General features: G+C 70.2%; 18 protein-coding genes. 12 read left to right on the forward strand and 6 right to left on the reverse strand.

Going from position 1 to position 19,929, the window contains the following annotated elements; all coding sequences use genetic code 11:
- Positions 1–170: 170 nt before the first annotated feature.
- The 4 genes from ACFXC1_RS14850 to ACFXC1_RS14865 all read left to right on the forward strand — a co-directional run bounded on the left by ACFXC1_RS14850 (position 171) and on the right by ACFXC1_RS14865 (position 2,818).
- The gene (locus ACFXC1_RS14850; protein ID WP_019073146.1) at positions 171–803 is read left to right on the forward strand and encodes an AIM24 family protein; all 633 of its coding nucleotides are present in this window, start codon (positions 171–173) and stop codon (positions 801–803) included.
- 1 nt (position 804) lies between these two features.
- The gene (locus ACFXC1_RS14855) at positions 805–1,455 is read left to right on the forward strand and encodes an AIM24 family protein (protein ID WP_381242718.1); all 651 of its coding nucleotides are present in this window, start codon (positions 805–807) and stop codon (positions 1,453–1,455) included.
- A complete protein-coding gene (locus ACFXC1_RS14860) occupies positions 1,452–2,249 on the forward strand; it encodes an AIM24 family protein (RefSeq protein ID WP_019073148.1) in 798 nt (265 codons plus the stop codon). The genes ACFXC1_RS14855 and ACFXC1_RS14860 overlap by 4 nt, the downstream gene beginning before the upstream one ends.
- Before the next feature lie 92 nt (positions 2,250–2,341).
- Positions 2,342–2,818: a MarR family winged helix-turn-helix transcriptional regulator gene (locus ACFXC1_RS14865; protein WP_362981864.1), complete on the forward strand. Its 477-nt coding sequence runs from the start codon at positions 2,342–2,344 to the stop codon at positions 2,816–2,818.
- A 71-nt stretch (positions 2,819–2,889) separates the two neighbouring features.
- On the opposite strand, the gene ACFXC1_RS14870 is transcribed toward ACFXC1_RS14865, so the two are convergent.
- The 3 genes from ACFXC1_RS14870 to ACFXC1_RS14880 form a co-directional block, all read right to left on the reverse strand.
- Positions 2,890–4,134, reverse strand: coding sequence for an MFS transporter (locus ACFXC1_RS14870; RefSeq protein WP_381242719.1), 1,245 nt, complete (start codon positions 4,132–4,134; stop codon positions 2,890–2,892).
- A gap of 119 nt (positions 4,135–4,253) precedes the next feature.
- Positions 4,254–5,210 carry a methylmalonyl Co-A mutase-associated GTPase MeaB gene (gene meaB / locus ACFXC1_RS14875; RefSeq protein ID WP_381242720.1) on the reverse strand — a complete coding sequence of 319 codons (957 nt, stop codon included), beginning with the start codon at positions 5,208–5,210 and terminating at the stop codon, positions 4,254–4,256.
- Positions 5,211–5,240: 30 nt separating this feature from the next.
- Positions 5,241–6,443: an acetyl-CoA C-acetyltransferase gene (locus ACFXC1_RS14880; RefSeq protein ID WP_381242722.1), complete on the reverse strand. Its 1,203-nt coding sequence runs from the start codon at positions 6,441–6,443 to the stop codon at positions 5,241–5,243.
- Positions 6,444–6,592: 149 nt separating this feature from the next.
- Between ACFXC1_RS14880 and mce the strand changes: the two genes are divergently transcribed.
- The 3 genes from mce to ACFXC1_RS14895 all read left to right on the forward strand — a co-directional run bounded on the left by mce (position 6,593) and on the right by ACFXC1_RS14895 (position 12,440).
- Positions 6,593–7,033: a methylmalonyl-CoA epimerase gene (gene mce / locus ACFXC1_RS14885; RefSeq protein ID WP_381242724.1), complete on the forward strand. Its 441-nt coding sequence runs from the start codon at positions 6,593–6,595 to the stop codon at positions 7,031–7,033.
- A gap of 209 nt (positions 7,034–7,242) precedes the next feature.
- On the forward strand, positions 7,243–11,091 hold the full coding sequence (gene scy / locus ACFXC1_RS14890) for a polarized growth protein Scy (protein WP_381242726.1): 3,849 nt from the start codon (positions 7,243–7,245) through the stop codon (positions 11,089–11,091).
- Positions 11,092–11,504: 413 nt separating this feature from the next.
- Complete coding sequence (locus ACFXC1_RS14895) at positions 11,505–12,440, forward strand: coiled-coil domain-containing protein (protein ID WP_019073154.1); 936 nt, start codon at positions 11,505–11,507, stop codon at positions 12,438–12,440.
- Between the two features lie 48 nt (positions 12,441–12,488).
- Here ACFXC1_RS14895 and ACFXC1_RS14900 read toward each other — a convergent pair whose 3' ends face one another.
- Positions 12,489–12,794 (reverse strand): TetR-like C-terminal domain-containing protein, encoded by a 306-nt coding sequence (locus tag ACFXC1_RS14900; RefSeq protein WP_381243530.1) that lies wholly within the window; start codon positions 12,792–12,794, stop codon positions 12,489–12,491.
- Positions 12,795–13,055: 261 nt separating this feature from the next.
- Between ACFXC1_RS14900 and ACFXC1_RS14905 the strand changes: the two genes are divergently transcribed.
- The 4 genes from ACFXC1_RS14905 to ACFXC1_RS14920 all read left to right on the forward strand — a co-directional run bounded on the left by ACFXC1_RS14905 (position 13,056) and on the right by ACFXC1_RS14920 (position 17,755).
- Positions 13,056–14,036 (forward strand): ABC transporter ATP-binding protein, encoded by a 981-nt coding sequence (locus ACFXC1_RS14905; RefSeq protein ID WP_381242728.1) that lies wholly within the window; start codon positions 13,056–13,058, stop codon positions 14,034–14,036.
- A gap of 1 nt (position 14,037) precedes the next feature.
- A complete protein-coding gene (locus tag ACFXC1_RS14910) occupies positions 14,038–14,808 on the forward strand; it encodes an ABC transporter permease (RefSeq protein WP_381242730.1) in 771 nt (256 codons plus the stop codon).
- Between the two features lie 812 nt (positions 14,809–15,620).
- Complete coding sequence (locus ACFXC1_RS14915) at positions 15,621–16,886, forward strand: ABC transporter ATP-binding protein (RefSeq protein ID WP_381242732.1); 1,266 nt, start codon at positions 15,621–15,623, stop codon at positions 16,884–16,886.
- On the forward strand, positions 16,883–17,755 hold the full coding sequence (locus ACFXC1_RS14920; protein ID WP_381242734.1) for an ABC transporter permease: 873 nt from the start codon (positions 16,883–16,885) through the stop codon (positions 17,753–17,755). Before ACFXC1_RS14915 ends, ACFXC1_RS14920 begins: the two co-directional genes overlap by 4 nt.
- A gap of 13 nt (positions 17,756–17,768) precedes the next feature.
- Here ACFXC1_RS14920 and ACFXC1_RS14925 read toward each other — a convergent pair whose 3' ends face one another.
- The gene (locus tag ACFXC1_RS14925) at positions 17,769–18,101 is read right to left on the reverse strand and encodes a hypothetical protein (RefSeq protein ID WP_019073161.1); all 333 of its coding nucleotides are present in this window, start codon (positions 18,099–18,101) and stop codon (positions 17,769–17,771) included.
- Between the two features lie 221 nt (positions 18,102–18,322).
- Here ACFXC1_RS14925 and ACFXC1_RS14930 point away from each other — a divergent pair, with 221 nt between their 5' ends.
- Positions 18,323–19,351: an LLM class flavin-dependent oxidoreductase gene (locus tag ACFXC1_RS14930; protein WP_381242737.1), complete on the forward strand. Its 1,029-nt coding sequence runs from the start codon at positions 18,323–18,325 to the stop codon at positions 19,349–19,351.
- A gap of 79 nt (positions 19,352–19,430) precedes the next feature.
- Here the strand turns inward: ACFXC1_RS14930 and ACFXC1_RS14935 are convergent, their stop codons facing one another.
- Positions 19,431–19,823 carry an SCO5389 family protein gene (locus ACFXC1_RS14935; protein WP_019060740.1) on the reverse strand — a complete coding sequence of 131 codons (393 nt, stop codon included), beginning with the start codon at positions 19,821–19,823 and terminating at the stop codon, positions 19,431–19,433.
- Between the last annotated feature and the right edge of the window lie 106 nt (positions 19,824–19,929).

Genomic DNA, 19,929 nt, shown 5'->3' on the forward strand with positions numbered 1-19,929 from the left:
GCCTGGCACCTCGCCCCAGCCACCACATAACAAAGAAGGGCCATCCGGCCTCCGGCCGGACAGCCCCTCAACAAGATCTTCATCAGCCTTCTAGGGGGCAGCTCAGGGTTGTTCTCCACCCACGGGCCCTGTCGGCTTTCGCACCCTACGGCTACCTTCGCACCGTGGCGATGTTTCGACTCCAGGGCAGCAAGGTGCTCGCCGTCGACATGACCGGGGACGCCGTGAAGGCGAAGAACGGCTCGATGGTCGCGTACGACGGGCAGATGGCCTTCAAGAAGATGACGGGCGGCGGGGAGGGCATCCGGGGGATGGTCACCCGGCGGCTCACCGGTGAGCAGATGACGGTGATGGAGGTGAGGGGGCAGGGCACCTGCTGGTTCGCGGACCGGGCCTCCGAGATCAACCTCGTGAATCTCCAGGGGGACAAGCTGTACGTCGAGTCGAGCAACCTGCTCGCGACCGACGCCGGGCTGCGTACCGGCACGACCTTCACCGGTCTGCGCGGCGCCTCGCAGGGCAACGGGCTGTTCACCACGACCGTCGAGGGCCACGGCCAGGCGGCGATCATGTCGGACGGCCCGGCGGTGGTGCTGCGGGTGAGCCGGCAGTACCCGCTGACCGTCGACCCCGGCGCGTACATCGCGCACCAGGGGAACCTGCACCAGTCCTTCCAGTCCGGTGTGACCTTCCGCACCTTCTTCGGGGAGGGCGGCGGCGAGGCCTTCCAGATCCGCTTCGAGGGGGACGGGCTCGTCTACGTCCAGCCCAGCGAGCGGAACACGATCGCGGGGGACGTGTGACATGCCGTTCACGGAGATCAACTCGAAGATGATCCAGGCCACGGTGATGCCGGGCCAGCGGCTGTACAGCCAGCGGGGCGCGATGCTCGCCTACAAGGGCGACGTCTCCTTCACCCCGAACATCCAGGGCGGCCAGGGCGGCGTCATGTCGATGCTCGGCCGCCGCGTCGCCAACGAATCCACTCCCCTGATGACCGTCGAGGGCAGCGGCACCGTGATGTTCGGTCACGGCGGCCACCACATCCAGATCATCGAGCTCACCGGAGACACCCTCTACGTGGAGGCCGACCGTCTCCTCGCCTTCGAGGGCACCCTCCAGCAGGGCACGATGTTCATGGGCTCCCAGGGCGGCGTCATGGGCATGGTCCGCGGCCAGGTCACCGGCCAGGGACTGTTCACGACCACCCTCCAGGGGCGGGGCGCGGTCGCCGTGATGGCCCACGGCGGTGTCTTCGAGGTGCCGATCACCCCCGGCAGACCCGTCCACGTCGACCCGCAGGCCTACGTCGCCCACCACGGCGACGTCCGCAACAAGCTGTCCACGGCGCTCGGTTGGCGCGACATGGTGGGCCGGGGCTCCGGCGAGGCGTTCCAGCTGGAGCTGAGCGGCAGCGGCGCGGTGTACGTCCAGGCGTCGGAGGAGAAACTGTGAGCCAGTACGCGGGGTCCGGCCCCACGGTCTTCGACCCCATGACCCTGCCGGTCGACGACAACGTCAACAAGTACACCTTCTGCGTGGAGCTCAAGGGGAGCCAGTGGTTCCTGCAGAAGGGGAAGATGATCGCCTACTACGGCTCGATGGAGTTCAACGGCATCGGGCACGGGCGACTCGACCGGCTTGTCCGTACGTCCTTCCATTCGCCTCTGCACGCGAGCGACTGGGTCGTGGCGGACGGCTCGGGCAAGATGCTGCTCGCCGACCGGGCCTTCGACGTCAACGCGTACGACCTCGAAGACGCCAACATGACCATTCGCTCGGGCAACCTGCTCGCTTTTCAGCCAAGTCTCGCTCTCAAGCAGTCGATTGTTCCCGGCTTTCTGACACTCATCGGAACCGGAAAGATCGTGGCCGCCTCCAGCGGGCCGGTGGTGTTCATGGAACCCCCGATCCGGGTCGACCCGCAGGCGCTCGTCGGCTGGGCCGACTGCCCCTCCCCGTGCCATCACTACGACCACGCGTACATGACCGGTCTGATGGGGGGTCTACGTGCGATGACGGGGATCGGCGGGGCCTCCGGCGAGGAGCACCAGTTCGAGTTCGTAGGGGCGGGTACGGTACTGCTCCAGTCCTCCGAGAACCTCATGCCCGAGCAGGCCACAGGGGTTGTGCCGCACGAGCCGGGGGTACCGGGTGGGGGCGGGGTGCGCACAGGCCCCTCACAGCAAGCGGGCGCACCGCGCCTTCCCGGACAGCTGGGGGATCTCCAGCGTCGCTTCGGGCTGTGAGCGGTAGTCTGCGGAGTGTGACGTCGAACGTGTGCGCGCCGTCACACCACCCTCACTAGTTCGCCTTTCAACATTTTAGGTAGACTTCATTCATGGAGACCGAGACGGCCACGCGCTGGCTGACCGATGAGGAGCAGTGCGCCTGGCGCACCCACCTGGAGGTCAACAGGCTGCTGACGTACCAGCTCGAAAAGGACCTGCAGCCGTTCGGCCTGACGATGAACGACTACGAGATCCTGGTGAACCTCTCCGAGGCGGAGGACAAACGGCTGCGGATGAGCGACCTCGCCGCCGCCACGCTCCAGTCCAAGAGCCGCCTCTCGCACCAGATCACCCGCATGGAGAACGCGGACCTGGTACGCCGGGAGAACTGCGAGTCGGACCGCCGGGGCCTGTACGCGGTACTCACCGAACACGGCCTGGAAACGATGAAGAAGGTCGCGCCCCATCATGTGGCGTCCGTACGACGGCATTTCATCGACCTCGTGACGCCTGAGGGACTGTCGGAACTCGACAAGACGCTGAAGCCGATCGCGGAGCATCTGCGGGGGCAGCGGGGGCGTCCGTAACGGCAGCTGATCGAATGCGGGCGGGTATGGACCCCGCCCGCATTCGTCGTTCTCAGGGGCGCGCGGCTGTGTCAATGTGCGGCTCCGCCGCGTGGGCGCGACCAGCCACCACGGCGCGGTGGACGAACCACCGATCCGGCCCCCGCAACGACCGCCACCACCCCGGAGATCACGAAGCACACCCCCACCGGCAACCGTCCTATGAGCAGCCCCGTCACCACCGAGCCGCCCGAACTCCCCGCGTTCACCGCAGTGTTGACCCACGCTCCCGCCTGCGTCCGCGCCTCCGGCGCCGCCACCTCGTCGGCGAGCAGATACGCGGTGGTCAGAGCTGGTGCGACGAAGAAGCCCGCGCACGCCACCGCCACGGTGAGTGACCACAGCCCCGGGGCGACCCCGGCCGCCACCAGCGCCAGCCCGAGCCCCAGCGCCGAGCACGCCAGCCGCACCCTCGCGGCCGTACGCCAGTTCACGGCGCCGTTCAGCAGGCCGCCGACCGCGCTGCCCGCCGACACGGCTGCCAGCATCCAGGGCACGACGGCGTCGCCGTACCCCCGCTGTTCGGCGAACGCCATCACCAGCAGGTAGACGGCACTCAGCGCGAGCCCCATTCCGGCGGCCACGACGACCGGGCCGAGCAGCCCTCGGACCCTGGAGAGCTTCAATCCCCGCACGGCGCCTGCCGGAACGCGTACCCCGGCCAGTGCGGGTGACGTGACGAAGGCGAGGGTCCCCAAGCCGATCAACGCCGCGCTGAGCAGGATCGCGGTGGCCGGCGGGGCGAAGGCCAGTACCGCGCCGACCACCAACGGACCGATGACGTACAGGAGTTCCTCCGCGACGCCGTCGAGGCTGTACGCGCGCTGCAACAGGCCGCGATCACCAACCAGTTCGGCCCACACGGAGCGCATGGTGGGGCCAAGTGGGGGCGCGCACATGCCTGTTAGCGCAGCAACCGCGCCGAGCACCACCTCCGGTGTTCCGGGGCGCCAGGTCACCGCCGCGAGAACGCACAGAAGGCCGCCGTAGAGCATCGCCATGGGCAGCAGGGCCCGGCGTGGGCCGTGGCGGTCGACCAGGGCCGCGCGGAGGGGCATCAGGAGGACGGCCGTGGCTCCGAGGACGGCCATGACCGTGCCGGCTGTCGCGTACGAGCCGGTGGAGTGGACTACCGCGAGCAGCACGGCCGGGGACACCGTTCCGTAGGAGAGGCGGCCGACGAGGGCGGCGGTGAACGTGCGGCGCGCGTACGGGAGTTGGAGCACGGCGGCGTACGAAGGGCACGCCGGAGTCGGCGTGCGAGAAGGCGCGGGCATGCGAATGTTCCTCAACTGGAGGCATGGGAAAGGGACGCCGGTGTGTTCGGCGCGCCCTATGCCATGAGGAGGAACATGTGGGTCAACGTAGCAGCGGCACAAGCGCGTTGACCATCGACTCAGCCCTCCGTGATCCCCGCGATCAGCTCGTCCGCCGCCCGGTACACATCCAACTCCCCCGCCACCACCCGTTCCGCGAGAGCCCCGACCCGCCGGTCCCCGTGCAGGTCGCCGATCCGCGAGCGCAGGGCCGTGACCGCGATCGTCTCGATCTCGCGGGACGCGCGGGCCGCTCGGCGTTCCGCGAGGACGCCGTGTTCCTCCATCCATGCGCGGTGCTTCTCGAGGGCTTCCACGACCTCGTCGATGCCCTCCGCGCGGGAGGCGACCGTCTTGACGATCGGGGGGCGCCAGTCGCCGGGGCCGCGGGACTCGCCGAGGCCGAGCATGTGGTTGAGCTCGCGGGCGGTCGCGTCGGCGCCGTCGCGGTCGGCCTTGTTGACGACGTAGACGTCGCCGATCTCCAGGATTCCGGCCTTGGCCGCCTGGATGCCGTCGCCCATGCCCGGGGCCAGGAGCACGACAGAAGTGTCCGCCTGGGAGGCGATCTCCACCTCCGACTGGCCCACCCCGACCGTCTCCACCAGGATCACGTCGCAGCCCGCCGCGTCGAGGACGCGGATCGCTTGCGGAGCGGACCAGGCGAGGCCGCCGAGGTGGCCGCGGGTGGCCATCGAGCGGATGTAGACGCCGGGGTCGGAGGAGTGGTCCGACATGCGGACGCGGTCGCCGAGCAGGGCGCCGCCCGAGAACGGCGAGGACGGGTCGACGGCCAGGACGCCGACCCTCCTGCCCTGCTTGCGGTACGCCGTGACGAGCGCGGAGGTGGACGTCGACTTGCCGACGCCCGGCGACCCCGTGAGGCCCACGACGTATGCCCCGCCAGTCAGCGGTGCGAGCGCCGCCATGACCTCCCTGAGCTGGGGGGACGCCCCCTCCACCAGGGAGATCAGCCGGGCCACGGCCCGCGGCCGGCCTTCCCTGGCCTGGGCCACCAGCGAGGCGACGTCCTGCATCACAGCTCCGTTCCGTCGGAAAAGTACAGCTCAGGCCTTGGGTACCCGCACGATCAGCGCGTCACCCTGACCGCCGCCGCCGCACAGCGCCGCCGCGCCGACCCCGCCGCCGCGCCGCTTGAGCTCCAGGGCGAGGTGCAGGACGAGACGGGCGCCGGACATGCCGATGGGGTGGCCCAGGGCGATGGCTCCGCCGTTGACGTTCACCTTTTCCGTGGACACCCCGAGGTCCTTCATTGACTGGACCGCGACGGCGGCGAAGGCCTCGTTGATCTCGATCAGGTCGAGGTCCTCGACCTCCAGGCCCTCCTTCTTCAGGGCGTGCAGGATCGCGTTGGACGGCTGCGACTGGAGGGAGTTGTCGGGTCCCGCCACATTGCCGTGGGCGCCGATCTCGGCGATCCACTGGAGACCGAGTTCCTGCGCCTTGGTCTTGCTCATCACGACCACGGCCGCGGCACCGTCCGAGATCTGCGAGGAGGTGCCGGCGGTGATCGTGCCGTCGCGGGTGAACGCGGGGCGCAGCTTGCCCAGCGACTCGACCGTGGTCTCCGCGCGGATGCCTTCGTCCTTGCTGAAGACGACGGCCTCGCCCTTGCGCTGCGGGATCTCGATGGGGGTGATCTCGGCCTCGAAGACGCCGTTCTGCTGCGCGGCCGCGGCCCGCTGGTGGGACAGGGCGGCCACCGAGTCCTGCTCGGGACGGGCGATGCCCAGCCGCGTGTTGTGCTTCTCCGTGGACTCGCCCATCGCGATGTTCTCGAAGGCGTCGGTGAGGCCGTCGTGGGCCATCGCGTCGAGCATCTCGATCGCGCCGTACTTGTATCCCTCGCGGGACTTGGGAAGCAGATGCGGGGCGTTGGTCATGGACTCCTGGCCGCCCGCGACGATCACGTCGAACTCACCTGCACGGATGAGCTGGTCGGCGAGCGCGATGGCGTCGAGGCCGGAGAGACAGACCTTGTTGATGGTGAGCGCCGGGACGCTCATGGGGATGCCCGCCTTGACGGCGGCCTGGCGTGCCGGGATCTGCCCTGCCCCGGCCTGGAGCACCTGGCCCATGATCACGTACTGCACCTGGTCGCCACCGATACCCGCACGGTCGAGGGCGGCCTTGATCGCGAAGCCGCCGAGGTCGGCTCCGGAGAAGGACTTCAGGGAGCCCAGCAACCGTCCCATGGGCGTCCGGGCGCCCGCGACGATCACCGAGGTCGTGCTGTTCGTTCCAGACATGAGGTGCGATCCCCTTCCAGCGTGTTTCAGCTGAGGAGTGAACGAGGGTTTACTTGAAATGTACTGACCGGTAGACCACCCCGTCATCGGGCCGTCGGTGTGATCGCGCGCACGTTGCGTAACCATCCCGGTAGCGCTGCACTACATACATGCTGACGCGAATCGACCACATCGGGATCGCCTGCTTCGACCTCGACAAGACAGTCGAGTTCTACCGGGCCACGTACGGCTTCGAGGTGTTCCACTCCGAGGTCAACGAGGAGCAGGGCGTACGCGAGGCCATGTTGAAGATCAACAACACGGACGACGGCGGCGCCTCCTACCTCCAGCTCCTCGAACCCACCCGCGAGGACTCGGCCGTAGGAAAGTGGCTGGCGAAGAACGGGGAGGGGGTCCACCACATCGCCTTCGGCACGGCGGACGTCGACACGGACTCCGAGGACATCCGGGAGAAGGGCGTACGCGTTCTCTACGACGAGCCCCGGCGCGGCTCCATGGGGTCACGGATCACGTTCCTGCATCCAAAGGATTGCCATGGCGTACTGACAGAACTGGTCACTTCGGCGCCTGTTGAGTCACCTGAGCACTGACCCTCGTACATATGGGCCGGTAGGGTTGGGGTCGGTCGTCGCTCGCAACCAGGGCAACGGCATGCCGGGGTCCGGTTTCGGGGGGCGAGCGTCGGGGCAGCAGCCCGTGCTCCGCCGTTGATCTGACACCATTCCCCGGGAGCACCGTTCGGCGGATGGACGGCGCTCGTTGGAGTAAACCGCGACCAGGGGACGGATGGGACCGCGCAGTGCGGGGCTACGAACGCCAGGAGCGAGAGCCGGCGGCTGACGTCGACCACCTCTCTCGGTTCGAGGCCGAGATGGAGCGGCTGAAGACCGAGCGGGAAAAGGCGATCCAGCATGCCGAGGACCTCGGCTACCAGGTCGAGGTGTTGCGCGCCAAGCTCCACGAGGCGCGCCGCACCCTCATGTCCCGGCCCGCGTACGAGGGCGGCGACATCGGCTACCAGGCCGAACAGATGCTCCGCAATGCCCAGATCCAGGCCGACCAGCTGCGCCAGGACGCCGAGCGGGAGCTCAGCCAGGCCCGCGCGCAGACCCAGCGCATCCTCCAGGAACACGCGGAGAACGCGGCCCGCCTCCAGGCGGAGCTGCACCAGGAGGCCGTGACCCGGCGCCAGCAGCTCGACCAGGAACTGGGCGAGCGCCGGCAGACCGTCGAGTCGCACGTCAACGAGAACGTGGCGTGGGCCGAGCAGCTGCGCGCCCGCTCCGAAGCACAGGCCCGCCGGCTGGTCGAGGAGTCCCGCGCCGAGGCCGAGCAGGCGCTGGCCGCCGCCCGCGCCGAGGCCGAGCGGATCGCCGCCGAGGCCCGGCAGCGGCTGGAGATGGACGCCGAGGCCGCCCGCTCGGAGGCCGAGGCACTCCTGCGGCGCGCCCGCACGGACGCCGAACGGCTGCTGAACGCCGCCTCCAGCCAGGCCCAGGAAGCCACTGACCACGCCGAGCAGCTGCGCAGTTCCACCGTCAACGAGTCGGACTCCGCCCGCCGGCAGGCCACCGAGCTGAGCCGGGCCGCCGAGTTGCGGATGGCGGAGGCCGAAACCTCACTGCGCGAAGCGCGCATGGAGGCCGAGAAGGTCCTCACCGAGGCCAAGGAGGCCGCGGCCAAGGCCCTCGCGAGCGCCGAGTCGGCCAACGAGCAGCGCACGCGTACGGCGAAGGAACAGGTCGCCCGGCTGGTCACCGAGGCCACCAAGGAGGCCGAGACCACCAAGGCGGACGCCGATCAGGTCGTCGCCGAGGCCCAGGCCAAGGCCGAGAAGATCGTCGCGGAGGCCGAGGAGAACGCCCGCAGCCTCACCGCCGAGGAGACCGCCTCCCAGCTCGCCAAGGCCGCCCGGACCGCCGAGGACGTTCTCGACAAGGCGTCCGAGGACGCCAAGAACACCACGAAGGCCGCCGCCGAGGAGGCCGAGCGGATCCGCTCCGAGGCGGAGGCCGAGGCCGACCGGCTGCGCGCCCAGGCGCACGACATCGCCGAAGGACTCAAGGGCGCGGCGAAGGACGACACCAAGGAGTACCGCGCCAAGACGGTCGAGCTGCAGGAGGAGGCGCGCCGGCTGCGCGGCGAGGCCGAGCAGCTGCGCGCCGACGCGGTCGGCGAGGGCGAGCGCATCCGCGCCGAGGCCCGCCGCGAGGCCGTCCAGCAGATCGAGGAGGCGGCCAGGACCGCCGAGGAACTGCTGTCCAAGGCCCGGGCCGACGCCGACGAACTGCGCCAGACCGCCACCACGGACAGCGAGAAGGTCCGCACCGAGGCCATCGAGCGCGCCACCACCCTGCGCCGGCAGGCCGAGGAGACCCTCGACCGCACCCGCAAGGAGGCCGAGCGGCACCGCGCGGAGGTCATCGAGCAGTCCGAGGGCATCAAGGCGGACGCCGAGCAGGCCGCGCGCGATCTGCGCGACGAGACCGAGCGGGCCATAGAGGCGCGCCGCGAGGAGGCCGCCGAGGGCCTGGCGCGGCTGCACACCGAGACCGAGGAGCGGCTCGCCGCGGCCGAACAGGCCCTGACCGACGCCCGCGAGGAGGCCGAGCGGATCCGCCGCGAGGCCGCCGAGGAGACGGAGCGCCTGCGCGGCGAGGCCGCCGACCGCATCCGTTCCCTCCAGGCGCAGGCCGAGGCGGAGGCCGACCGGCTGCGCAACGAGGCCGCCGCCGACGCGTCCGCCTCCCGCGCCGAGGGCGAGTCCATCGCCGTACGGCTGCGGTCCGAGGCGTCCGCGGAGGCCGAGCGGCTCAAGACCGAGGCGCAGGACACCGCCGACCGGGTCCGCGCGGAGGCGCAGGCCGCCGCCGAGCGCCTCGCCATCGAGGCGTCGGAGACGCTGGCCGCCGCCCAGGAGGAGGCCGTACGGCGTCGTCGTGAGGCCGAGGAGTTGCTCGGGTCGGCCCGTGAGGAGGCCGGGCAGGAGCGCGAGCGGGCCCGGGAGCAGAGCGAGGAGCTGCTCGCCTCCGCCCGCAACCGGGTGGAGGAGGCGCAGGCCGAGGCGGTCCGGCTGGTCGAGGAGGCCGACCGGCGCGCCACCGAGATGGTGTCGGGCGCCGAGCAGCACGCCCAGCAGGTGCGGGAGTCCGTCGCCGGGCTGCACGAGCAGGCCCAGGAGGAGATCCAGGGACTGCGGTCGGCGGCCGAGCACGTCGCGGACCGGGTGAGGCGCGAGGCGCAGGAGGAGGCGGACCGGGTCCGCGCCGACGCCTACAGCGAGCGGGAGCGGGCCACCGAGGACGCCAACCGCATCCGGCGTGTGGCCGGCGAGGAGACGGACGCCGCCAAGGCGCTCGCGGAGCGCACGGTCGCGGAGGCGATCGCGGAGGCCGAGCGGATGCGTTCGGAGGCCGCCGAGCATCTCCAGCGGGGGCGCACGGAGGCGGCGGACGCGATCGCGCAGGCCGACCAGGACGCGGCGCGGGCCCGGGCGGACGCCCGCGAGGACGCCAACCGGATCCGTTCGGACGCGGCGACGCAGGCCGACACCCTCATCACCGAGGTGACGGCGGAGGCGGAGCGGCTCCAGACGGAGACGGCCAACGAGGCGGAGCGGGTGCGTGCGGAGGCCGTGGCCAAGGCCGAGAAGCTGATCTCGGACGCGACCGGGGACGCGGAGCGGCTGCGTGCCGAGGCCGCCGAGACGGTCGGGGCCGCGCAGCTGCACGCCGAGCGGACCCGGGCCGAGGCCGCGCGGCTGCGGGCGGACGCGGAGGCGGAGGCCGAGCGGGTCACCACGGCGGCGCGCGAGGAGTCGGAGCGGACGCTGGACGAGGCCCGCAAGGAGGCCAACAAGCGCCGCTCGGACGTCGCCGAGCAGGTCGACACGCTCATCACGGAGACCGCGGCCGAGGCCGACAAGCTTCTCAGCGAGGCGCAGCAGCAGGCGCAGAAGACCACGGCGGACGCCGAGGCGCAGGCCGACTCCATGGTGGGCGCGGCCCGTAAGGAGGCGGACCGGCTGGTGTCCGAGGCCACCGTCGAGGGCAACTCCCGGGTGGAGCAGGCCCGTACGGACGCGGACGAGCTGCTGGTCGGCGCGCGCCGGGACGCCACCGCCATAAGGGAGCGGGCCGAGGAGCTGCGCGACCGCATCACGAACGAGATCGAGAGTCTGCACGAACGGGCCCGCCGTGAGTCCGCGGAGACGATGAGGTCGGCCGGCGACCGCTGCGACGCGCTCATCAAGGCGGCCGAGGAGCAGCTCGGCAAGGCGCAGATGAAGGCCAAGGAGCTGGTCTCGGAGGCCAACTCCGAGGCGGGCAAGGTCCGTATCGCCGCGGTGAAGAAGGCGGAGGGTCTCCTCAAGGAGGCCGAGCAGAAGAAGTCCACGCTGATCCGTGAGGCCGAGGAGCTGAAGGCGGAGGCGATCCGCGAGGCCCGGCGCACGGTGGAGGAGGGCAAGCGCGAACTCGACGTGCTGGTCCGCCGCCGCGAGGACATCAATGCCGAAATCTCCCGTGTCCAGGACGTCCTTGAGGCGTTGGAGTCTTTTGAGGCCCCGACGGCGGCCAAGGACGGCGCGGTCAAGGCCGGCGCCGCCGCGGGCGCAACTCGTTCGGGTGGCAAGTCGGTTGAAGGCTAGGGCCTGTCCGGCGGATCAGGTCGCAGGAAAGTGACGGTGCCTCATGAGCGCCGGTGAGCGGAGTGTGGTGCGTGCAGCTGCAAGTCGGAGGAGGAAGTCCGACGCGGAGCATCGGCGGCCCAGGACAACGCCGCTGGGGGTCCCCCCACGCCTTTGAGGCAGTGGGGGAGTGCGTGCCACACCCCGCGTCTGCGACAGGATCCACCGGGCAGGCCCTGGTTCAAGATTAAGAACCTGCTATGAGGTTCGGGCGTTCTGGTGCCTTTGTCCCGGTCTTTGGCAAGCGCTCGGACGGTTAGCCACTCAAAAGGGGTGTCATTCTCCAGATCAAACACGCATCCGCTCGATGACACACCGCTTCGGCCCCTAGGATTCCACCTATCACCTCACCGGTCTCATTCGACAGGAACCCCATGAGCGACACTTCCCCCTACGGCTTCGAGCTTGTGCGGCGTGGGTACGACCGCGCTCAGGTGGACGAACGCATCTCGAAGCTCGTCTCCGACCGTGACAGCGCTCTGGCTCGTATCACTGCTCTTGAAAAGCGCATCGAGGAGCTCCACCTCGAAACGCAGAACGCCCAGGCCCAGGTCAGCGACGCGGAGCCGTCGTACGCCGGTCTCGGCGCGCGGGTCGAGAAGATCCTCCGCCTCGCCGAGGAAGAGGCCAAGGATCTGCGCGAGGAGGCCCGGCGCGCGGCCGAGCAGCACCGCGAACTCGCGGAGTCCGCTGCTCAGCAGGTCCGCAACGACGCAGAATCGTTCGCTGCGGAGCGCAAGGCCAAGGCGGAGGACGAGGGCGTCCGGATCGTCGAGAAGGCCAAGAGCGACGCTTCCCAGCTGCGCGGCGAGGCCCAGAAGGACGCCCAGTCGAAGCGCGAGGAGGCCGACGCCCTCTTCGAGGAGACCCGCGCCAAGGCCGCGCAGGCCGCCGCCGACTTCGAGACGAACCTCGCCAAGCGCCGCGAGCAGTCCGAGCGCGACCTGGCGTCCCGTCAGCAGAAGGCGGAGAAGCGTCTCGCGGAGATCGAGCACCGCGCGGAGCAGCTCCGGCTGGAGGCCGAGAAGCTGCGCACGGACGCGGAGCGCCGCGCCCGGCAGACGGTGGAGACGGCTCAGCGCCAGGCCGAGGACATCGTGGCCGACGCGAACGCCAAGGCCGACCGGATCCGTTCGGAGTCCGAGCGCGAGCTGGCCGCCCTCACCAACCGCCGCGACAGCATCAACGCTCAGCTGACGAACGTGCGCGAGATGCTCGCCACGCTCACCGGCGCCGCGGTGGCCGCCGCGAGCTCTCCGGTCGAGGACGAGCCCATCTCCCGTGGGGTTCCGGCTCAGCAGTCCCGGTAAGCACCTGTCACACGGCTGAGGCCCGCATTCCCTTCGGGGGTGCGGGCCTCAGCCGCGTCCGGTCACCAGCGGCAGGAGGACGTCGTCCACGATCTCCTCCAGCGCCGCGTCCGTGACCGGCCGGTCGCTCAGCACGATCTCGTGGCGCAGCAGGTCCGTGGGCAGGGTGACGATCCGCTCGGGGAGGTCGGCGGTGGGCACCTCGCCGCGCTCGGCGGCCCGCTCCTCTCGGACATCAGCCGCAGCAGGGCGAGGACGTCCTCGCGCAGTGAACCGGTGTCCGGGGCCCGGTCGGCGTTGGACCCGCTGTGGTGGCGCATGGCGGCGATGACGAGGTCCGCGCAGTTGTGCCAGCGGTGGTAGAGGACCTGCTTCCCGGTACGGGCCCGGGCGGCGACGCCCTCCATGGTGAGCCTGGTGTATCCGACCGCCGTCAGCTCGGCCCGGGCGGCGTGCAGGATGTCGGCCTCCAGGGCGGCACCCCGCCGCCGTGTGCCCTCCGCTTTCCCTCACGCGTTCGCCTGGGCGACGGCGTTCACGGTTGTTGCCTGCGTCGTCGGACTCTGTTTGCCCGTTCGGGTGGCATCCGCCGAACTGCCGTCTTAGCGTGGCCGCATGATCGAGCTCGAGGGGCTGACCAAGCGGTACGGCGAGAAGGTGGCGGTCAACAACCTCACCTTCGCTGTCCGGCCCGGAATCGTCACGGGCTTCCTCGGCCCGAACGGCGCCGGCAAGTCGACGACCATGCGCATGATGCTCGGGCTCGACCGGCCGACCTCAGGTGACGTCCGCATCGACGGCCAGCACTACGACCAGCTCAAGGACCCGCTGAAGTACATCGGCGCGCTCCTCGACGCCAAGGCCATGCACGGCGGACGCAGCGCCTTCAACCATCTGCTGTGCCTGGCGCAGAGCAACGGGATCTCGAAGGCCCGGGTGCACGAGGTGCTCGACACCGTCGGGCTCACCTCCGTGGCGAAGAAGAAGGCCAAGGGATTCTCCCTGGGCATGGGCCAGCGGCTCGGCATCGCGGGCGCACTGCTGGGCGATCCACGCATTCTCATGTTCGACGAGCCGGTCAACGGGCTCGACCCCGAGGGCATCCACTGGATCCGCAACCTGATGAAGTCCCTTGCCGCGCAAGGCCGTACGGTCTTCGTCTCCTCGCACCTGATGAGCGAGATGGCGCTGACGGCCGATCACCTCGTTGTCATCGGCCAGGGCCGGCTCCTCGCGGACACCTCCATGGCCGACTTCATCCAGCAGAACTCGCGGTCGTACGTACGGATCCGCACCCCGAACCGCGAGCGGCTGCTGGACGTACTCCACCAGGCCGGGGTCACCGTCGTCGAATCCGGCAACGGAACCCTCGAGGTGGACGGCGGCAAGTCCGAGCAGATCGGTGAACTGGCCGCGCAGCACCAGCTCGTACTGCACGAGCTGAGTCCCCAACAGGCCTCCCTGGAGGAGGCGTTCATGCAGTTGACCGCGGAGTCGGTGGAGTACCACGCGCATTCCGACGCACCTCTGATGGCACCCCCCGTCGCACCTGCCGAGCAGCGGCAGGGCTGGGGCGACGGCTGGAAGAAGGACTGACATGGCGGCGACCCAGGTCATCCGGTCGGAGTGGACGAAGATCCGTTCCGTGGCCTCGACGGTGTGGACACTGTCCCTCGCCCTGGTGGTGACGATCGGGCTCGGCATGCTGATCTCGGCGCTGTCGAAGAACCAGTTCAACGACATGAGCGAGAAGGACAAACTCTCCTTCGACCCCACCTTCATCAGCTTTGCCGGGATGAGCCTCGGGCAGCTCGCGATGATCGTGTTCGGGGTGCTCGTGGTGTCGAACGAGTACAGCACCGGCATGATCCGCACGTCCCTGGCGGCCGTCCCGCAGCGCGGCACCTTCCTGTTCGGCAAGATCGCGGTGGCCACCGGGCTCTGCCTTGTCGTCGGCCTGGTGACCAGCTTCGTCACGTTCTTCCTCGGCCAGGCGATGCTCGGCTCCCACAAGGCGGAGATCGGCGACTCCGGTGTGCTGCGCGCGGTGATCGGCGGCGGCCTCTACATGACCCTGATCGCGGTGTTCTCCATGGGCGTCGCCTCGATGCTGCGCTCACCGATGCTGTCCCTGGGCATCCTGATGCCCTTCTTCTTCCTGATCTCCAACATCCTCGGCAACGTCTCCGCGACGAAGAAGATCGGCCAGTACCTCCCCGACCAGGCCGGCAGCAAGATCATGCAGGTGGTCACCCCGGTCGACGACTCCGCCCCGTACGGCCCCTGGGGCGGCTTCGGCATCATGGCCCTGTGGGTGGCCGCGGCACTGATCGGCGCGTACGTCCTGCTGAAGCGACGGGACGCGTAGGGCTTCGCCGGGAGATCGGCTCGCGGAGCGTCAGCGACGCCCGGGCGGGGCCCGCGAACGGTGCCTGAGCAAGGCCCGATGCCTTCGGCCCCACGACGACGGCGACGCCGACCTCGGCGTCGGCGGGCGGACGCGGACTACGTGATCGGGCCGCCCACACGAGCCTCGGGCCATCGGTGGCGCCGAGCAGGGCACGCGACTGGGATCCGATGCCTTCGACCGCACCACGGCCTGAGCGCCGGCATCGACGGCCGACACGGCCTGCGCGATGGAGCCGCCCACACGAATCTGGGACGCCAGCAGCGCCCGGCAGGGCACGCGAGCGAGGCCCGACGTCTGGGGCCGCACGACAGCGGCAGCGCCGACATCAGCGAGCGCCGTCGGCCACGCGGCGGGAGGCATCCCGCGCGGAGTCGTCCGAGCGCGTGGGAGACGGCCCCAGAGGACACCGCTGTCGAGGCACTCCGCACCCCACCACCCGCGCCCAGGTCCCCCGCACCCCACGAACCCGCACTCGCCGACGTACGTGAGCGGGTCGTGGCGGTACGGCGAGCCCGCCGCTCAGCTGGTCCCCACGCCGTCCACTGTGGCAACCGACAGAGGGGCGCAACCCGCGGCGGGCTCGTCGTACCGACACGACCCCGACACCCCCACCGGCCCGTGCCGGGACGAAAACGCCGGGTACCGCCATGCCCCCACCCAAGGCCACGGCTTTACTTTCTCTTGAGCGGAACCGTCAGCGCCCCGATATCCTCCTAACCCTTACGGGGGCGTGCGCCCTGCTGTCCTGATCCTTTCGATGGGTGCGGAGCATGATCGAGGCTGTCGGCCTGACCAAGCGCTACGGCGACAAGACCGCCGTGTACAACCTTTCCTTCCAGGTGCGGCCCGGTGCCGTCACCGGCTTCCTCGGGCCCAACGGCTCGGGCAAGTCGACGACGATGCGCATGATCCTCGGCCTGGACAACCCCACGTCTGGACAGGTGACGATCGGCGGCTTCCCCTACCGCAAGCTGCCCAACGCCCCCCGCCAGGTCGGCGCCCTGCTCGACGCCAAGGCGGTGCACGGCGGCCGGAGCGCCCGCAGCCACCTGCTGAGCCTGGCCCAGCTCTCGGGCATCCCGGCCCGGCGGGTGGACGAGGTGCTCGGAGTCGTCGGTCTCCAGGACGTGGCGAGAAAGCGCTCCAAGGGCTTCTCCCTCGGCATGGGCCAGCGGCTCGGCATCGCCGCCGCACTCCTCGGCGACCCCCAGGTCCTGCTCTTCGACGAGCCGGTCAACGGCCTCGACCCCGAGGGCATCCTCTGGGTGCGGAACCTGATGAAGGCGCTCGCGGCGGAAGGCCGTACGGTCTTCGTCTCCTCCCACCTGATGAGCGAGATGGCACTGACGGCGGACCACCTCATCGTGATCGGACGCGGGCAGCTCCTCTCCGACATGAGCGTGCGGGACTTCATCTCGGCCAACTCCGCCGACTTCGCGCGCGTGCGCACCCCGGACACCGAGCCGCAGCTCCGCGAAAAGCTGACCTCCGCGCTGACCGAGGCGGGCGGCCACGTACTCCCCGAGCAGGACGGCGGGCTGCGCGTGACCGGACTGCCGCTCCCCCGCATCAGCGACATCGCGCACGAGACGGACGTACGGCTGTGGGAGCTGTCCCCGCATCAGGCCTCGCTGGAGGAGGCGTACATGCGGATGACGCAGGGGGCCGTCGACTACCGCTCGACGATCGACCAGAAGGCCGGTCTGATGCAGCCGCTGCCGCCGGGCGCGCAGCCGCCGATGCCGGTGCCGGGGCAGGGCCAGCCGGGCTGGTACGCGCCGCCGTCCCCGGCGCAGGGCGGACAGCCGTTCGCGATGGGGCAGCCGCCGGCGAATCCGTACGGCGCCCCGAACCCGTATGCCGCTCCTGCGGCGCCCGGCGGGGCCGCACCGGGACCGTACGGGCCTCCGACCCCCGTGGCCCCGCAGACGCCGCCACAGCCGCCCCAGGACGCGCCTCCGGCCGCGGACGTCGCCCCGACCGCTCCCGCCTCCGCCCCCACTCCCGACCTGACCAAGCCCGAGGACGCCCGATGAGTACGCCCCAGCTTCCGATGCCGCCGGCCGCCGCGCCCAACTGGCAGGCGGCGAACGGCCCTTCGTACGGTGGGTACACCTCGCCGATCCCCGTCGTGCGGACGCATCTCGGGCATGCGCTGGCCTCCGAGTGGACGAAGATCAAGTCGGTGCGGTCGACGATCTGGACGCTCGGGGTGTTCGTGGTCCTGGTGCTCGGCATCGGGCTGCTCGCCGCCGTCGTGGTCAGCAACTCCTCGTCCGAGATGAACGGCGAGAACCCGCTCTCCCTGGGCTTCTTCGGACTGCTGCTCGGCCTCATGTGCATCATCACGCTCGGCGTGCTGACCACGGCCTCCGAGTACGGCACCGGCATGATCCGCACGACGATGACGGCGTGCCCGAGCCGGGCCCGCGTGCTCGCGGCGAAGGCGATCGTGTTCTTCGCGGTCGCGTTCGTGGTGACGCTGGTGGCCACGTCGTTCGTCGCCTTCGTGGACGCCTCGCTGCTGAAGGACAACGGCGCCAAGGACCCGTCCGCCGGCGAGTGGCTGAAGGGGACCGTCGGGGTCTCCCTCTACGTCGCGCTGCTCGGGCTGCTCTCACTGATCATCGGCTCGATCATCCGGCACTCGGCGGGAGCGATCACCATCATGATCGGCACCGTGCTCGCCCCGCTGGTCGTCGCCCTGTTCATGTTCTCGCAGTCCCTGGAGAACGTAAGGCAGGCGCTGTTCGAGTACTCGATCCCGAACCAGCTGAGCGTCTTCTACTCCAACTCCCTCAGCGAGTCCGGACCTTCGGGCTGGGACCCGCTGTGGATCATCGTGGGGGTGACGGCCGTCGCGTTCGCGGGCGCCGTCGCGCTGCTGGAGAAGCGGGACGTGTGAGCAGGAACACCTACTAGAACTTCGGCGCGTTCCTGGACCGCTGCACCCGTGTGGTGCGGCGGTCCTTCGCGTTCCAGCACGCCTTGTGCCAGTGCCGTCGGTCGTCCACGCCCGAGTGCTCGGGCCAGGCCACCACATGCGGGACGCCGGAGGGAATCTGCTGGTCGCAGCCGGGGCAGCGGTACGTCTTGCCCTCGGCGCTGGCCCCGGCGACATGGCGCACGCTCCACTCCTCGCCCTGCCAGTGCTCCGTGGACTGCCAGCCGCCGTAGCGGCCGGAGCGGTCGTCGTCGGCACTGGGGCCGGGGGAACCGGACTCCTTGGGTCGGTTGCGACGCGGGGACACAGAACACCTCACGGGGCTATACAGGAGGCACGGGCTGTGTCCAGCCTACGTGCCCCACACAGGGGTGCGCGAAGGGCATCAACCCATACAAGTCCCCCTCAGGGCCGCACATTCTGCAGACAATCCGCAAATCTCTCCGCGAGGCCGTGTCCTAGGCACGTGTCGGACGGTTATGCCCGGTGGGGGAGCTCCGTGTCGGAGCCGAGGAAGCAGGAAGAACCATGCGCGTCGGAAGTTTTGTGTTGGCGGCCCAGTTCCCGGGGCAGGGCCAGGGGGAGGCGCTGCACCGCGCGGTCCGCTCGGTGGAGCTCGCCGAAGAAGCCGGCCTCGACACGGCCTGGCTGGCCGAACACCACTTCGTGCCCTACGGCACCTGCCCGTCCGCGGTCACCCTGGCCGCCTTACTGCTGGGCCGCACCGAGCGCATCCGCGTCGGCACCGCGGTCAGTGTGCTGCCCACCGTCCATCCGGTCGCCCTGGGCGAGCAGGCCGCGCTGCTGCATGTGACGAGCGGGGGGCGCTTCTCGCTGGGCGTCGGGCGCGGCGGGCCGTGGGTCGACCTGGAGGTGTTCGGCGCGGGCCTCTCGGCGTACGAACAGGGGTTCCCGGAATCACTGGATCTGCTGATGAGCTGGCTGCGAGAGCCCTCGGTCGCGGGCACCGGTGACCGCTACGCGTTCCGTGAAGTCCCCGTCGTACCAAGGCCGTCGGAGGCGCTTTCGGACGCGCCGGGCCCCGAGGTCGTCGTCGCCTGCACCTCCCCCGCGAGCGTGCGGCTGGCGGCCGAGCGGGGCCTGCCGATGCTGCTCGGCATGCATGTCGGGGACGAGGAGAAGGCCGAGATGGTCACCCTGTGGCGGCAGTTGGCGCGGGCGGCCGGACGGCCGGCGGAGGAGATCCGGGACGCGGCCCATGTGTCGGCCGGGGTCTGCCAGATCGCGGACAAGCGGGCCGACGCGGTGGAGGCGCTCGTGAAGGCGATGCCGGGCTGGCTGAAGCAGGGGCTGGACGCCCATGTGACGGTGGACGACCGCGAGCGCCGGATGCGCGACCCGCTGGCGTACACCGAACTCCTCTGCGGACTGCACCCGGTGGGCACCCCGCGATTGTGCGTGGACCGGCTCGCGGCCACCTCGGAGCGGACCGGCATCTCCCGCTTCGCGCTGCTCGTCGAGGGCTCCGGGGACCTGGCGTCGACCGAGGAGAACGTACGGCGGCTGGGTGCCGAGGTGCTCCCGCACCTCGGCTGAGCAACGTGCGGGGAGCTTGCCGCCCCAGTACAGAAAGCACCTCCCGCGTACGGAGCGGCAAGCAATGCGCATCGCCTCGTCAGCAGTCCCTGAACTCCGGGGACTGGTTCAGCAGTTGGCTGCGCACCGAGGTGAAGCGAGCCAGCGTCTCGTCGACCGAGCCGTCCAACGGGAACACCGCCACCCGGTGGCAGTTCTGGAAGGCCAGCCGCACACCGAAGTGCCGCTGCAGCGCGCCGCGTATCGCGTCACTCGCGAGCGCACGCAGCAACTGACCGCGTGCCTGCTCGTCCGGCGGCGGCGTCTGGTTGTCGGCGAACGCACCGCCGTCGACCTTCAGCTGAGCCACCAGGGAGCTGATCATCTCCCATGCGTAAGGCAGGGAGGTCCGGACGCAGTCGACGAATTCAGCTTCGTCGACCTCGCCTCGCTCGGCCTTTTCGAGTAGGGCCGGTGAGACGTCGAGCGACATGGGTTCTCCTCTCGCACCCCCAACTCGCGGGGGTTGCCGGACAGATAAGGGAGTCCGCGATTACGAACACGCTGCGTACACGTCTCGCGACCTCCCGTTTATACGG

Source organism: Streptomyces hokutonensis (assembly GCF_042751305.1).
Lineage (GTDB): Bacteria > Actinomycetota > Actinomycetes > Streptomycetales > Streptomycetaceae > Streptomyces > Streptomyces hokutonensis_A.

What these genes read in the sequence shown, in the direction of transcription:
- ACFXC1_RS14870 (WP_381242719.1), bottom strand. Translation starts at nt 4,134, where the DNA reads ATGCCCGCGCCTTCTCGCACGCCGACTCCGGCGTGCCCTTCGTACGCC.
- mce (WP_381242724.1), top strand. Translation starts at nt 6,593, where the DNA reads ATGCTGACGCGAATCGACCACATCGGGATCGCCTGCTTCGACCTCGAC.
- ACFXC1_RS14880 (WP_381242722.1), bottom strand. Translation starts at nt 6,443, where the DNA reads ATGTCTGGAACGAACAGCACGACCTCGGTGATCGTCGCGGGCGCCCGG.
- ACFXC1_RS14895 (WP_019073154.1), top strand. Translation starts at nt 11,505, where the DNA reads ATGAGCGACACTTCCCCCTACGGCTTCGAGCTTGTGCGGCGTGGGTAC.
- ACFXC1_RS14935 (WP_019060740.1), bottom strand. Translation starts at nt 19,823, where the DNA reads ATGTCGCTCGACGTCTCACCGGCCCTACTCGAAAAGGCCGAGCGAGGC.
- ACFXC1_RS14855 (WP_381242718.1), top strand. Translation starts at nt 805, where the DNA reads ATGCCGTTCACGGAGATCAACTCGAAGATGATCCAGGCCACGGTGATG.
- ACFXC1_RS14915 (WP_381242732.1), top strand. Translation starts at nt 15,621, where the DNA reads ATGATCGAGGCTGTCGGCCTGACCAAGCGCTACGGCGACAAGACCGCC.
- ACFXC1_RS14905 (WP_381242728.1), top strand. Translation starts at nt 13,056, where the DNA reads ATGATCGAGCTCGAGGGGCTGACCAAGCGGTACGGCGAGAAGGTGGCG.
- ACFXC1_RS14930 (WP_381242737.1), top strand. Translation starts at nt 18,323, where the DNA reads ATGCGCGTCGGAAGTTTTGTGTTGGCGGCCCAGTTCCCGGGGCAGGGC.
- ACFXC1_RS14920 (WP_381242734.1), top strand. Translation starts at nt 16,883, where the DNA reads ATGAGTACGCCCCAGCTTCCGATGCCGCCGGCCGCCGCGCCCAACTGG.
- ACFXC1_RS14910 (WP_381242730.1), top strand. Translation starts at nt 14,038, where the DNA reads ATGGCGGCGACCCAGGTCATCCGGTCGGAGTGGACGAAGATCCGTTCC.
- ACFXC1_RS14850 (WP_019073146.1), top strand. Translation starts at nt 171, where the DNA reads ATGTTTCGACTCCAGGGCAGCAAGGTGCTCGCCGTCGACATGACCGGG.
- ACFXC1_RS14865 (WP_362981864.1), top strand. Translation starts at nt 2,342, where the DNA reads ATGGAGACCGAGACGGCCACGCGCTGGCTGACCGATGAGGAGCAGTGC.
- meaB (WP_381242720.1), bottom strand. Translation starts at nt 5,210, where the DNA reads ATGCAGGACGTCGCCTCGCTGGTGGCCCAGGCCAGGGAAGGCCGGCCG.